This window comes from Litorivivens sp. (assembly GCF_041625495.1).
In the GTDB taxonomy this organism is placed as follows: Bacteria; Pseudomonadota; Gammaproteobacteria; order Pseudomonadales; family Spongiibacteraceae; genus Litorivivens.
Map to the genome: position 1 here is coordinate 1 of NZ_JBFJTH010000110.1, position 12,849 is coordinate 12,849.

13 protein-coding genes are annotated in these 12,849 nt (G+C 56.3%); 10 read left to right on the forward strand and 3 right to left on the reverse strand.

The window, feature by feature from the left end:
- Positions 1-61: 61 nt before the first annotated feature.
- From lptC to yjgA, 10 genes are all read left to right on the forward strand, one after another.
- On the forward strand, positions 62-640 hold the full coding sequence (gene lptC / locus ABYP39_RS12800; RefSeq protein WP_372748001.1) for an LPS export ABC transporter periplasmic protein LptC: 579 nt from the start codon (positions 62-64) through the stop codon (positions 638-640).
- Positions 627-1,208, forward strand: coding sequence for a lipopolysaccharide transport periplasmic protein LptA (gene lptA / locus ABYP39_RS12805; protein WP_372782870.1), 582 nt, complete (start codon positions 627-629; stop codon positions 1,206-1,208). Before lptC ends, lptA begins: the two co-directional genes overlap by 14 nt.
- Before the next feature lies 1 nt (position 1,209).
- On the forward strand, positions 1,210-1,935 hold the full coding sequence (gene lptB / locus ABYP39_RS12810; protein ID WP_372748003.1) for an LPS export ABC transporter ATP-binding protein: 726 nt from the start codon (positions 1,210-1,212) through the stop codon (positions 1,933-1,935).
- Between the two features lie 137 nt (positions 1,936-2,072).
- A complete protein-coding gene (locus tag ABYP39_RS12815) occupies positions 2,073-3,551 on the forward strand; it encodes an RNA polymerase factor sigma-54 (RefSeq protein WP_372748004.1) in 1,479 nt (492 codons plus the stop codon).
- Between the two features lie 81 nt (positions 3,552-3,632).
- A complete protein-coding gene (gene hpf / locus ABYP39_RS12820; protein ID WP_372748005.1) occupies positions 3,633-3,920 on the forward strand; it encodes a ribosome hibernation-promoting factor, HPF/YfiA family in 288 nt (95 codons plus the stop codon).
- A gap of 67 nt (positions 3,921-3,987) precedes the next feature.
- A complete protein-coding gene (gene ptsN / locus ABYP39_RS12825) occupies positions 3,988-4,449 on the forward strand; it encodes a PTS IIA-like nitrogen regulatory protein PtsN (RefSeq protein ID WP_372748006.1) in 462 nt (153 codons plus the stop codon).
- Positions 4,446-5,315, forward strand: a complete 870-nt coding sequence (gene rapZ / locus ABYP39_RS12830) for an RNase adapter RapZ (RefSeq protein WP_372748007.1) — start codon at positions 4,446-4,448, stop codon at positions 5,313-5,315. Before ptsN ends, rapZ begins: the two co-directional genes overlap by 4 nt.
- A 29-nt stretch (positions 5,316-5,344) precedes the next feature.
- On the forward strand, positions 5,345-5,614 hold the full coding sequence (locus tag ABYP39_RS12835) for an HPr family phosphocarrier protein (RefSeq protein ID WP_372782872.1): 270 nt from the start codon (positions 5,345-5,347) through the stop codon (positions 5,612-5,614).
- 110 nt (positions 5,615-5,724) lie between these two features.
- Complete coding sequence (gene mgtE, locus ABYP39_RS12840) at positions 5,725-7,083, forward strand: magnesium transporter (RefSeq protein ID WP_372782875.1); 1,359 nt, start codon at positions 5,725-5,727, stop codon at positions 7,081-7,083.
- Positions 7,084-7,092: 9 nt separating this feature from the next.
- The gene (gene yjgA / locus ABYP39_RS12845) at positions 7,093-7,608 is read left to right on the forward strand and encodes a ribosome biogenesis factor YjgA (RefSeq protein WP_372748010.1); all 516 of its coding nucleotides are present in this window, start codon (positions 7,093-7,095) and stop codon (positions 7,606-7,608) included.
- A gap of 11 nt (positions 7,609-7,619) precedes the next feature.
- Here yjgA and ABYP39_RS12850 read toward each other — a convergent pair whose 3' ends face one another.
- The 3 genes from ABYP39_RS12850 to ABYP39_RS12860 form a co-directional block, all read right to left on the reverse strand.
- A complete protein-coding gene (locus tag ABYP39_RS12850) occupies positions 7,620-8,447 on the reverse strand; it encodes a carbon-nitrogen hydrolase family protein (protein ID WP_372782877.1) in 828 nt (275 codons plus the stop codon).
- Positions 8,444-12,394 (reverse strand): YhdP family protein, encoded by a 3,951-nt coding sequence (locus ABYP39_RS12855; protein WP_372782879.1) that lies wholly within the window; start codon positions 12,392-12,394, stop codon positions 8,444-8,446. The genes ABYP39_RS12850 and ABYP39_RS12855 overlap by 4 nt, the downstream gene beginning before the upstream one ends.
- 18 nt (positions 12,395-12,412) lie before the next feature.
- A partial coding sequence (locus ABYP39_RS12860) for a ribonuclease E/G (protein WP_372782881.1) occupies positions 12,413-12,849 on the reverse strand: 437 nt, incomplete at its 5' end.

Below are 12,849 nucleotides of genomic sequence, written 5' to 3' on the forward strand. Positions count from 1 at the left end.
GTGAACTTATTATGAAAGCGCAGGACACCCTGCTGGATGCCTGGGAGCAATATCTCTAGCCATGGCTCAATCCTCAAGACGTGTTTATCGCAGCCTGTCGCTGCTTGCCGGGCTGGGTGGCCTCACCCTGCTATTGCTGACTGTGATGGACTATGGCGATAGCGGCAGCATTGGCGTCAACGCAAGCGAAGAGATTGACACCCTGCGTCAATTTGACTCCTACCTGCTGGAACCCCGAGGTACCACCTATCGACTGAATGGCGAAGTTGCCTACCACTGGCAGGCAACCCGCGCTAATCGCATGCGCAACGGCGAGGTGCTCCTCTACGAACCCATTTACAAAGGGCTGAAAGAGGGAGATCAGAATTGGACCGCCACAGCGCGCAAGGGCAATCTATCAGCAGACGGACAGGAACTGGCACTGGAACAGGATGTGTTGGTCAAAGACTTTATTCACGATGCGGTGATCCGTTCACCCCGATTAAAACTCAATATGGCAGACAACTTGATTGAAACAGATGCACCGGTTCGCTTCACAAGCCCCAATGCCATTACCACGGCCACCGGCATGCGGGCAGCAATGGATGCGGAACGTCTCGATTTTATGAGCGACGTACGAGGCGTATATGAGAAGCCCTGAGCTATTGATTCGACTGACGGCGACGCTCTCCTTCGCGCTCGCTCTGGCAGCCAATGCAGAGACACCAGCACTGGTAGAAAACAACCGCGCCCCGATCAATGTGAGCGCCGATCGCGCCACCTATGAAAACGGTCGCGGTATTTATGAGGGACGGGTTGAGCTGCGCCAGGGAAACCTGGCAATCAATGCCACGCGACTGGTCATAGACGAGCAGAATCGGCAGGTAGACCGCATTCTGGCGGTCGGCGCGCCGGCCGCACTCAACCAGGCCAATGGCTCGGTGCATGCCGAGGCACGCAGTATCGAGTATTTTGTGGCGACCGGCAAAGTGATACTCACCGACAAGGCCGTCATCCAACAACAGGGTTCTGAAATTCGCGGCAATCGCATTGTCTACGACAGCCAAAAGCAGACCGTCGAAGCCGAAGGTGAAAAAGGCGCGGAACAGGAGCGAGTCAACATGACGCTGCAGCCGCGTGCCAAAGACACGCCCCCCACTGACGAGCCGCAGAATCCTTCTCCGGCCCCGCAGCCCTCGCAACCCCCGCAACCGGAAAGCGATTATTGATATGGCCCTGCTGAAAGCCGAAAATCTCGCCAAAGCCTACAAAGGCCGCCAAATCATCAAGGATGTATCGCTGGAGATACGCAGTGGTGAAATTGTCGGCCTGCTCGGCCCGAACGGCGCCGGCAAGACCACCTGCTTTTACATGATTGTCGGCATCGTCAACGCCGACAACGGCCAGATTACCATTGACGACCTCGACATAACCGCCCAGAGCATACACGGTCGCGCGCGTCACGGGCTCGGCTACCTGCCACAGGAAGCCTCCATTTTTCGCAAGCTGTCGGTCGCCGACAACATCATGGCCATCCTGGAAACCCGCAAGGAACTCAGCCGCAAACAGCGCAAGGCTATGCTGGAAGAATTACTCCAGGAATTCCACATTACTCACATCCGCGACTCCGCCGGCATGGCCCTATCGGGCGGCGAACGCCGACGCGTAGAGATTGCCCGGGCGCTGGCTACTGAGCCGAAATTCATCCTGCTGGACGAACCCTTCGCCGGTGTCGACCCCATCTCGGTCAACGACATCAAAGATATCATTCGCCACCTCCAGCGCCGCGAGATAGGTGTACTGATCACCGACCACAATGTGCGCGAAACGCTGGATATCTGTGAAAAGGCCTACATCGTCGGCGAAGGGAAGATTGTTGCCGAAGGCAATGCCGAGAAGGTGCTGAATGACCCTGTGGTCAAAGACATCTACCTCGGCCACCAATTCACTCTCTAGCCACATGTCAACCTTAAGCGGTTATTTTTTAACCCTTTTAGGCACGGGTATTGCAGGGGCGCAAAGGCCGGACTACACTTCAGGCAAGAGAGTGCAACCCTCTCACCTGTCCAAGTGGTATCGGTAATGAAGCGCCTATGAAACAATCGCTACAGCTCAAAGTCAGCCAGCAGCTGACCATGACCCCCCAGCTGCAGCAAGCGATTAGATTACTCCAACTCTCCACTTTAGACCTGCAGCAGGAAATTCAGGCCGCCATTGACTCCAACCCCCTGCTGGAAGTTAACGAAGACGACAATACGCCCGACCGCGACAATGGTGACGCGGGCAACGACACCGAACCCACAGCCAGCGCCAGTGAACAGGAAACCGTCAGCGTTGACGAAACATGGAACGATGGTATTCCTGAAGATCTGCCTGTCGACAGCCGCTGGGACGACATATACCAGCCCACCTCTTCGGTAAAACAGCCCAGCGGCGACAGCGGTGATCAGGATTTCGTAGCGCGCAGCAGCAGTAACGAGTCCCTGCAGGATCATTTGCGCTGGCAGTTGAACCTCTCCCGCATGTCAGACACCGACCGCTTGATCGCCATGGCTATCATTGACTCAATAGAGCCCGATGGTCGCCTGACCTGCACTGTCGACGATATCTTGGCCAGCCTGGTAGACACCAGCGGCAGCAGCGAGCCGATCGAAGAAGATGAAGTGGTCGCGGTGTTGCACCGGGTACAGCAATTTGATCCGCCAGGGGTAGCAGCACGGGATCTGCGTGAATGCCTGCTGATTCAGCTGCGTCAACTGCCGCCCGACACACAATGGCTGAAACCGACCACCGATATCGTTGCGAACTTCCTGGATTTGCTTGGTTCGCGCGATTACAACCAATTGATGCGGCGCGCCCGGGTGAGCGAAGACCAGTTGAAGGAAATCCTGAAACTGATACAGACGCTCAACCCTTCACCCGGAGTCATGATTTCTCCGTCGGAAACCGAGTACGTGGTGCCCGATGTATTCGTTAGTAAACGCGAAGGCGCCTGGGTGGTGGAATTGAACCCTGATATCGCCCCAAAACTGCGCATCAACGACCACTACGCCTCTCTCGGCAAGCAATGCAGCGGTGCCGACAGCAGCTATATCCGCGACAACCTACAGGAAGCGCGCTGGTTTCTGAAGAGCCTGCAGAGTCGCAACGAGACCTTGATGAAAGTGGCCAGTAAAATTGTTGAATATCAGCGCGGCTTTCTAGAATATGGGGACGAGGCCATGAAGCCCCTGATTCTGCACGATATCGCCGAAGCGGTTGAAATGCATGAATCTACGATCTCGCGCGTTACCACCCAAAAGTACATGCATACCCCGCGCGGTATTTATGAGCTGAAATATTTTTTCTCCAGCCATGTATCAACCGATGCTGGCGGAGAATGTTCATCCACGGCCATTCGCGCCCTGATCAAAAAACTGATTGCTGCAGAAAACCCAAGAAAACCCCTCAGCGACAGTAAGATCACTGCACTACTGGCCGAACAGGGAATTCAGGTCGCCAGGCGCACCATCGCCAAGTACCGTGAGGCAATGGTGATTCCGCCCTCGAACGAGCGGAAACGGCTGGTCTGATACGCCAGCTCTGGCTGGCAAACCCCGGAATGGGCGGCTGGCCGCCACTCCGGTTGGCATTGATACGAAAAGGAGCGATTTATGCAAATCACTGTAAGCGGTCATCATGTCGACGTTACTCCTGCCTTGCGCGATTACGTAAACACCAAACTGACTAAACTCCAGCGCCATTTCGACAATATCACCAACACAGATATTACCCTGACTGTTGAAAAGCTGGTTCAAAAGGCCGAAGGTACCGTCCATGTCGCTGGCGCAGATTTATTTGCTGCCTCAGAATCAGAGGATATGTACGCCGCCATTGATCTTCTCGCTGATAAACTCGACCGCCAGCTGATCAAACACAAAGAAAAAAACCGCGGGCACTAACTAACCCCGCAAGGAGCGGAGCCACTGGCTCCGCTGCCGTTTTGCCCATTAGGGAAATTCACTACTCATGCAGTTAGATCACTTTCTTACTCGGGAACGCACATACTGCGGCGCCGCCAGCACCAGCAAAAAGCGCCTGCTTGAAGATGTCGCTGAGTTCATCAGCGGTGACGTGCCCGCTCTGAACGCCCAGGAAATTTATTCCCAGCTGCTCAATCGGGAACGATTGGGCAGCACCGGCATTGGCGAAGGAGTCGCCATTCCCCACTGCCGTGTATCGAACTGCTCCAGTATTGTCGGCGCACTGATCACACTCAAATCCCCAGTGGATTTCGATGCCGTCGACGACAAACCGGTAGATATCCTATTTGCCTTGGTAGCACCAGAAGAGGGGCACGATGAGCACCTCAACGCGCTGGCGACTATTGCCGCCCGCCTGAATGATTCCAGTTTTCGCGACAGTCTCCGCGCGGCAAACGATGCCGACGAACTGTTTAAAGCCGCAACCGGATATTCTCTGCCAACATGAAACTGGTCATCATCAGCGGCCGCTCCGGTTCCGGCAAAAGTGGCGCGCTCAATCAGCTGGAAGACGAAGGCTACTATTGCATAGACAATCTGCCGCTGACGCTGTTAGCTGATCTGGTGCGAGAACTCTCGCGCAGCCAACAGAGTGAATACCACAATACAGCCGTGTGCATCGACGCCCGCAACACCGTGGCTGAGCTGGCCAACTTTGATGCCATCGTTAACGAAATCCGGCCACTGGTGGACCTGCAGATTGTGGTACTGGACGCCGATGACCAGACACTGGTCAAACGCTTCAGTGAAACCCGGCGCCGCCACCCCCTCAGCAACAAGGAAGTGGCACTGGCCGAGGCACTGCGCGACGAACGCGCCCGTCTCGAACCGATAGTTTCGACGGCAGACCTCACCATCGACACCAGCGGCCTGACCATCCATCAATTGCGCACGGTGATCAAGGAGCGCGTCATCGGCGGTGAAGCCATTGGCATGACGGTACAGTTAATGTCTTTTGGTTTTAAACGCGGACTGCCTGTCGATGCCGACTTTGTGTTTGATCTACGCATGCTACCCAACCCACACTGGGATGAATCGCTCAGACCTCAAACCGGGCTCGACGAGGGCGTGCAAACCTTCCTTAACAGCAAGCCGGAGGTTGAGCGCATGCACATCATGATCAGTGAGTTTCTCTTTGCCTGGTTGCCGGAACTGGCTAAAGGCAACCGCAGCTACGTGACCGTTGCCCTCGGTTGCACAGGCGGACAACATCGCTCAGTATACATGGCCGAACGATTGGCCCAGGTACTCACCGGCCAGCCTTTCAATCTGCAAGTTCGCCACCGCGAGCTACAGGATAAGAAGAACGCCTGACGCGCAACCCAGCAGGATCAATCGTATCCATGGCAAAGTCCCAGCTAACCATCATCAACAAACTCGGCCTGCACGCCCGGGCCGCCGCCAAGTTTGTTTCCACCGCCACCGCCTTTGGCAGCAAAATTTCGATCAGCGCCAATGGCCAGACCGTAGACGGCAAAAGCATCATGTCAGTGATGATGCTGGCAGCCAGCCAAGGCACGGATATTGAGTTGGAATGCGTGGGCGATGACGAGCAGGAAGCGCTGCAAGCCATAACAGATCTGATCAATCGTCGCTTCGACGAAGCGGAATAACCCCACAAAAACCTCCAAAAACCTTTCAACTCGCTGACGCAAGTTGTTGAAAGATAAACTTTCAAGGATAATCAATTCCTGACCGAAATTTCCCCGGGCAAGGTGTTGCTATGGCGCAAAGTAGCGAGAAAACGCTTCCCCAGAGCCATCTGGAAGAGCTCAATGCCGCGCTAAGCAGCGGTGAGTTCCTGCCTATCCGGCGGATGCTGAACAGCCTGCCGTCCGCCGACGCCGCCCACCTGATCGAATCCACGCCACCCAAAATCCGCGCAGTGCTATGGCAGTTGGTGGACCTGGACAACGAAGGCGACATAATCCCCTACCTCAGCGACGAGGTTCAGGCGCAGTTTTTGAAAGACATGGACGCGGAAGAAGTCGCGGCCATTACCGAACGCTTGGAAGCCGACGACCTGGTCGACATTCTTCAGCAGCTGCCGGATCGAGTCATCCAGGAAGTGCTGTCGTCCATGGATCACCAGGATCGACAGCGCGTTGAGCACATCCTCGCCTATGCCGAGGACACCGCCGGCGGCCTGATGAACACCGACACCATTACGGTGCGCCCCAATATCACCCTTGACGTGGCGCTACGCTATTTGCGCCGCCACGAAAATCTGCCAGAGATGACTGACCACCTGATTGTGGTGAGCCGCTCAGATGAATACATTGGCGTGCTGCCCCTGCGCCGGATTCTGGTCTCCGATCCCAGCGTTACAGTGCGCGAAGTCATGACCACTGACTTTGAAGCCATTCCGGCAACACTGGCAGATACGGAAGTGGCCAAACTGTTTGAACGACATGACTGGGTCTCTGCACCGGTTGTGGACGAGGCCGGACGCCTGGTGGGCCGAATCACCATCGATGACGTCGTCGATGTTATTCGCGAAAGCGCAGATCATTCCCTGCTCAGCATGGCCGGCCTGGACGAGGACGAAGACACCTTCGCCCCGGTCAGCAAAGCTGCTCCCCGCCGGGCGATGTGGCTCGGTATCAACCTGATTACCGCCTTTATCGCCTCTGCCGTGATCAACGTATTTGAAGGCACCATCGACAAGGTGGTGGCACTGGCGGTATTGATGCCCATCGTCGCCAGCATGGGCGGTGTCGCGGGCACCCAGACACTTACCGTGGTTATTCGCGGCATGGCACTGGGCCAGATCAGCAAAAACAACAGCCGCTGGCTGGTCACCCGGGAACTCACCGTTGGCGCCATTAACGGTGTAATCTGGGCTATTGTGGTGGCGGTAGCCGCCACCCTCTGGTTTGACGACCCCCAGATCGGTATCATCATTGCCGCTGCCATGGTCATCAACCTGATCACCACAGCACTTGCCGGCGCGCTGCTGCCCATGATCATGCAAACCCTGAAGATCGATCCTGCATTGGCGGGCGGCGTCGCATTGACCACGGTAACCGATGTTATTGGCTTTATGTCATTCCTCGGTCTGGCCACCTATTTTTACGCCTGAAGAGCCCCCATGACCGACGACTCGTTTGACGAACGCCCCAGTAAATCCGAACGCAAACGGCAGATGCACGCCTTACAGGCACTAGGCCAGGAAGTAGCCAGCCTGCCCAAAGGCGAACTGTCGCAGATGCCCGTACCTGATGAACTGCAGGAAGCCATCGCCACAGCCCGGCGTATCAGAAGTCGCGAGGCGCTGCGTCGTCAGTACCAGTATATCGGCAAGCTAATGCGCAAGCTGGACACCAGCGAACTCGAAGAGGCCATGGCAACCCGGCGCGAGGAAAACCGACAACTCGACCGCAGCTTTCATGAGCTGGAGGCTTGGCGGGACCGCCTCATCGCTGAAGGCATGCCTGCCATCGATGCGCTGAAAGCCGAGCTGCCCGCCGCGGATCGACAGAAGTTACGGCAGCTCACTACTCGGGCCCAGCAGGAAAATCAGCGCGGCCAGCCGCCCACCAGTGCCCGCGCCCTGTTTCGCTATCTCAGAGAATTGAAAGAAGAGGATCTGCGCAGCAGCTGGTAAAACCGGACGGATTACTGGTCGGTGGGGGGCGCCACTGTAAAACGGGCATGATCTGCCACCGGCATCGAGCGCCGCCATTCACGTTGATGCGTCACATTCCAATCAGCCATAACCACCGCTTCGCCATAGCCCGCCTCCGCCAACACCTTACCCCAGCCATCCACCACTGCCGAACAGCCCGACGTCATACGCTGCCTTGAATGAAGCCCACCCTGATTGGCGCCAACAGCCACACATTGGGTTTCAACAGCCCGCGCGCGCAGAAGCAATGACCAATGCGCCAGCCCGGTTTTGCGCGTAAATGCCGACGGAACCGCCAGCAGCTCCGCGCCCTGCTCCTGCATCCATTGAAATTGGGCCGCAAAACGCAGGTCGTAGCACACCGCGACACCCAGGCGGCCCAAAGACGTGTCGACCACACAGGGTGCCAGCCCCGGCCGATAGTCCCGAGATTCACAGTAGCGACCCTGCGCATCACCTACCGCAGCATCAAACAGATGCATTTTCTGGTAACGCCCCAGCAGCGCACCGTCTTCACCGTGTACAAAACAAGTGGCCCAAGCGCGGCCATCGTCACTGGCTACCGGCACTGTGCCCCCAACCAGAATCACCTGTTGGCTTCGCGCCTGTGCTGCCAGCCAGCTCTGCAGGTACCCCTGACTGCGTTCCCGTGCCGCCAATGGTTTGAGCTGCGTGGAATCGCCAAACAGCGCAAAACTCTCGGGAAGTACAACCAGACGGGCATCGTCCGCACGTGCCTGCGCTATCAAGCGCTCAGCTACCGACAGGTTATTGTCGATGTTCGCACCAGATACCATCTGGATCGCCGCCAGCTTCATTTGCGGCGACCACCGCGCCGCATTGCTTTGGGCTTCTCAGTCTCTTTTGGCACTTCAATTGACAGGGTCTCACCGAACAAGCGCTTGAATTCCAGCTCCGGCTGCTGCCATGGACCGTTCACCGAATATACCAGCGTCGAGGCTTTATCCACCTGTTCCTCAAACAGTTTGCTGGCAATATATACGCCGGCCGCTACCGGCAAGCCACTGATAAATGCAGCTACCCAGGGCAGGTTGCTGCCCAACGGCAGGGTGGCCAGCAATTCCATATCGGTCAGGTCCGTATGAAAATCCAGTGAGCCACTGATACGAAAGGTTGACGAGGGGCCATCAATTTCGATGGCCTTGGGCATGACCATCACGCCATTGCGAAATTGCATGGTTCCGCTAATGCGATCGTAGTGAATACCTTTTTCAAATACGTCCTTGAAATTAAACTGCAGCCGCCGAATGACATTCGCAAAATTCAGCAAGCCAACCATACGCAGCGTGCCGGACGCTGCATCTGAGCCACGCAGGAAGCGTCCGTTACCGAATTCCATCGCTATCGATCCCGACAGCAAAGAAGCCGCCACCATATCAGGCGGAGCCGGCCAGGACAGATTGAGATCGGCCTGGCCTCTGCGACTCTCCATGACCCGCTCAAACTGCCAGTTGTTCAGCACGTCACCGACATTGGCCACACTGATGCGGCCGGTAAGCATCGTGAAGTGACCATTGGCATTGCGTTGCCAGCGCAGTGACAGAGGCCGCTCATCACTGCCGAGCAGCAATCCTCTCAGATTGCCGCGAATATTGTGCAGCGTTGCACCGCCATCTTCCTTGCGTAAAAAGAATGACAGACTTCCCAAGGCCTGGTTATCCAATGCAAGAGACTGAATCGAAAAATCCACCTCCGGCACCTTGTCCAGCTCAATCCGGGAAAAAGGCGAAGCCTTCAGACTGGCATCCTCGCTCGTATCCGACGCAGCCTCAAGCGCGTTCAGCGCCGGCAGGTTGAAATGCTGAAGGGTAACGACGAGCGGACCCTGCTGCGGAATTTCCATCGTCCCAAGCAAGCGTCGAGACTGCATAGACAGCTGCCATGACCCACTGCCATCCTCGCCGTTGTTCGCATCAAGTATTACGTCTTGCCAGGTTCGGCCAATAGCGTCCAATCGCGAAATGGACAGGTCTTCCACCACAATTGGCAGTGCCTGATCTGATTGAGACGCTGTGCGCGCATCAGTTTTGGCGGTCGAAGACGAAGGCTTTCGGGCCAGCGACGCACTCATCTCCTGATAGCGCTCAAGCACTTTTTGCCACTGTTCAAGCTCTGCATAACCGAGTTCACCCACAACCATAAACTGGTTGCGCGGTGGCGGCGGAATCGACTGCCCCCCGACTGAAAAACTACCACCGCTCAGCGCCCCGGCGTCATCAAAGGCGAGCATGAGACGCCCCAGTTCGTCGATATTCAAATCCAGGGTGAGCGGCTTAGCACTCAGTGGTATGTCCAGTTCCAGCAGCCGACTTTCGTCGGCAGGCTTACCCAGACTACCCGGCAGATCAATCGCGATGCCGAATAAATCCGACGACGCTTTCAGGAAAGTGCGATCGGCACCTGCTGAAATATCAACATTGAAGGGTGCGACTCCGCGCGCAAAGCCAATCATCGGTTGCTGCAACCAGTCGCGAATGTCGGCCACATCAACATCACCCTTGGCGTTTACCAGCACAGGTTTGCCCGGACGCTGATCAATTGCGACCGTCAACGCTCTGCCAAATAGCTCTGCATCGATACGCTCAGACTGCAGCCCCTTGTCGCTATCAAATACCAGCGGCCCCCGCACCTTGGACAAGGTCAGGTTCAAGCTCTTCATAGTCAAATGCTCTGCCGTCATCCAGGTATCAACCCGGACCGAGGGATCGGCACCCGCCGACAGAGGAAGGTCCAGATTAAGCCGGGCTGTCACGCGACCGCGGCCCTGCCAGTCATCGAAGGTAGCGCCAACCTGTTCACGCAGCGCGGACTCTCGCACGACTTTCAGCGCCGAGTTTAATGGACTCACCGCTTCGGCGGAGACCCCGAGCATTAACGCATCTCCGCGCTGCCGAATATCGACATCCACGTCAGACAGAGCGACATCGTTATAGATACGCGCATTTTCTGTACGCACCGACACCGTCCGACCGTCCAGCCACAAATCAACATCAGCGCCACTCAGCGCTGGCCAGTCGGGATGGTAGTCCAGCGCCACCTCGCGCCCCTGAACAAGCAGCTGGATGGACTTGTCGCCGTCGTTTTTCAGCGAGCCGTGATAGAGAAAAGCCGCCGCCGGAATTTGCCCGCTGAGAATACTCTGGTCAAGCCACTCCTTCAGGCCAGCACTCAGCACAGCCGGTATATATTGCTCCCGTAAACCGACATGACCACCCTTGAGACCGACAATAAGCCCCATGCGCGGATCATTATCTGCGTCTTTAACCACCGGTATATCTAGCGCGATACGTCCGCCAACTCGTGCCGCACCATCGCGCGCTGAAATCCTGCCGCTGCGAATACTAAGCTGGTCATTGTCCAGCGACCAACGCAACCGGGTTTTCAGGTGCTGTAACTGCAAGGGGTTTGCGTACACTGGCGCCAACCCCAAGGAGAAGTTTTCGGCATTAATGGTCAACTCACCGCCACGAATTCCAGTCTCGATATAGCCATCAAGACCGCGAGCCGACGGTACACCGCGCCAGGATTCCAGTGCCACTGCCGCCAGCTCTCCCCGAATACGCACTGCGTCAGGTGACGCCAACGGTATATCAGCCACGAGGTTTTTCACCCGCCCCTGAGGTTCTAACTCTCGCAATAGCTCGCTTATCGCCGCAGGCAATGCCCCCGAGTCGGTTAAGCGTTTCTGCGAAAGACCAATATCAAGCGATGGCATACCCAGCTGCAGGACGCCCTCGTCGGCGGTCACAAAGCGAAGCTGGGTACCGGACCAGTCGACATATTGGTTTTCCCAGTAAAAATCCAGCTCGGAGAACCAGGTGCGCGCTATGCCCTGACGCATCTCACCACCAAAGACCAGATTGGCACTGCTCAGTATCTGATCTTTTGCCCACAGTTTGCCCAAGTGAAGTTCTGGCACCTGCACACGGCCCTGCCAGGTCGCGCGATTACGGCTATTCAGGTTAAACCAGACCTCTCCCCGCCCTTCGATATCCCCCAGTGGTTTATAACGGCCTAGCAACGGCGCAATAGAGGAAAAGGTACTGTTTTCAAGTCGCAGATACGCCGCCAGAGTAAAATCTTCCGAGCGCGGATCGCCCGACAGCTCTGCGATCAGGCGTGTCGTTTTCGAACCCTCAATGCCAAGCCCGGCTTTCAGGCGACGAAAATTCTCTTCGCCGGCAAGTCGCAAGCGCTGTCCCCAGAGATTTGCACTTTCACCATTGGCGTAATGTAACGTCACCGTCAGAGCACTGATCTCGGCTTCACGAATTCCCAGCAAGGTGGAAACAAAATCAACATCGGAGGGCGCATTGCCCAACAGTGGGCGGCCGGCAAAGTGCCAACCTGTTTCGGTTTCGTAGAAATGAAGTTCAAGGGTCTGCGCATGTAATTCAAGCAGGTCGACAAACCCGCGCCGGATAAATCCGGAAAGAATTCCCAGCTTGCCACGCCCACCAGATAGAGTGGCGGCCGGCTCACCGTCGTGCGTCAGCTCTAGATTAGCCAACTCCACCACTGGCGACAAACCGCTCCAGTGCGCCCCCAGACCGTGATAGCTCAGTTCTGCACCAGTGTTATCGTGCACCCACTGCACCAGCTGGGGCGCATAACCGGGCAGGTACTGTATGTAATAGCGCCCAAGACTGGCATAGAGCGCCAACACCACCAGCACTAGACCTGCAGTGATCCATGCTGTGCGGTACAAACGATAAAAAAACCGGGTAAAAAAGCGCCTCGCCACCACTAGCCTCGACTGCTCTTACAGGAGCACCACATCAAACTGTTCCTGCGTGTAAATGGCTTCCACTTGGAACTGGATCGCCTTGCCGATAAACTCTTCCAGATCAGCTACATTTGCGGACTCTTCATCCAGCAGCCGATCCACCACTTCCTGTGAGGCCAACACCATCAATCGGTCGCTTTCATAAGCTCGCGCCTCCCGTAGAATCTCACGGAAGATTTCATAGCAGACCGTTTCAGGTGACTTCAGTGTGCCGCGACCAGAGCAGTACTTGCAGGTTTCGCACAACACATGTTCCAAACTTTCACGGGTGCGCTTGCGCGTCATTTCAACCAGACCCAGTTCGGACACGCCGGTAATACTGGTCTTGGCGTAATCTTTCTCCATCGCCTTTTCCAGCGCCCGCAACACCTGTCGACGATGCTCTGGATCTTTCATATCGATAAAATCGATAA

What these genes read in the sequence shown, in the direction of transcription:
- rapZ (WP_372748007.1), top strand. Translation starts at nt 4,446, where the DNA reads ATGAAACTGGTCATCATCAGCGGCCGCTCCGGTTCCGGCAAAAGTGGC.
- hpf (WP_372748005.1), top strand. Translation starts at nt 3,633, where the DNA reads ATGCAAATCACTGTAAGCGGTCATCATGTCGACGTTACTCCTGCCTTG.
- ABYP39_RS12815 (WP_372748004.1), top strand. Translation starts at nt 2,073, where the DNA reads ATGAAACAATCGCTACAGCTCAAAGTCAGCCAGCAGCTGACCATGACC.
- yjgA (WP_372748010.1), top strand. Translation starts at nt 7,093, where the DNA reads ATGACCGACGACTCGTTTGACGAACGCCCCAGTAAATCCGAACGCAAA.
- lptC (WP_372748001.1), top strand. Translation starts at nt 62, where the DNA reads ATGGCTCAATCCTCAAGACGTGTTTATCGCAGCCTGTCGCTGCTTGCC.
- ABYP39_RS12850 (WP_372782877.1), bottom strand. Translation starts at nt 8,447, where the DNA reads ATGAAGCTGGCGGCGATCCAGATGGTATCTGGTGCGAACATCGACAAT.
- lptB (WP_372748003.1), top strand. Translation starts at nt 1,210, where the DNA reads ATGGCCCTGCTGAAAGCCGAAAATCTCGCCAAAGCCTACAAAGGCCGC.
- ptsN (WP_372748006.1), top strand. Translation starts at nt 3,988, where the DNA reads ATGCAGTTAGATCACTTTCTTACTCGGGAACGCACATACTGCGGCGCC.
- mgtE (WP_372782875.1), top strand. Translation starts at nt 5,725, where the DNA reads ATGGCGCAAAGTAGCGAGAAAACGCTTCCCCAGAGCCATCTGGAAGAG.
- lptA (WP_372782870.1), top strand. Translation starts at nt 627, where the DNA reads ATGAGAAGCCCTGAGCTATTGATTCGACTGACGGCGACGCTCTCCTTC.
- ABYP39_RS12835 (WP_372782872.1), top strand. Translation starts at nt 5,345, where the DNA reads ATGGCAAAGTCCCAGCTAACCATCATCAACAAACTCGGCCTGCACGCC.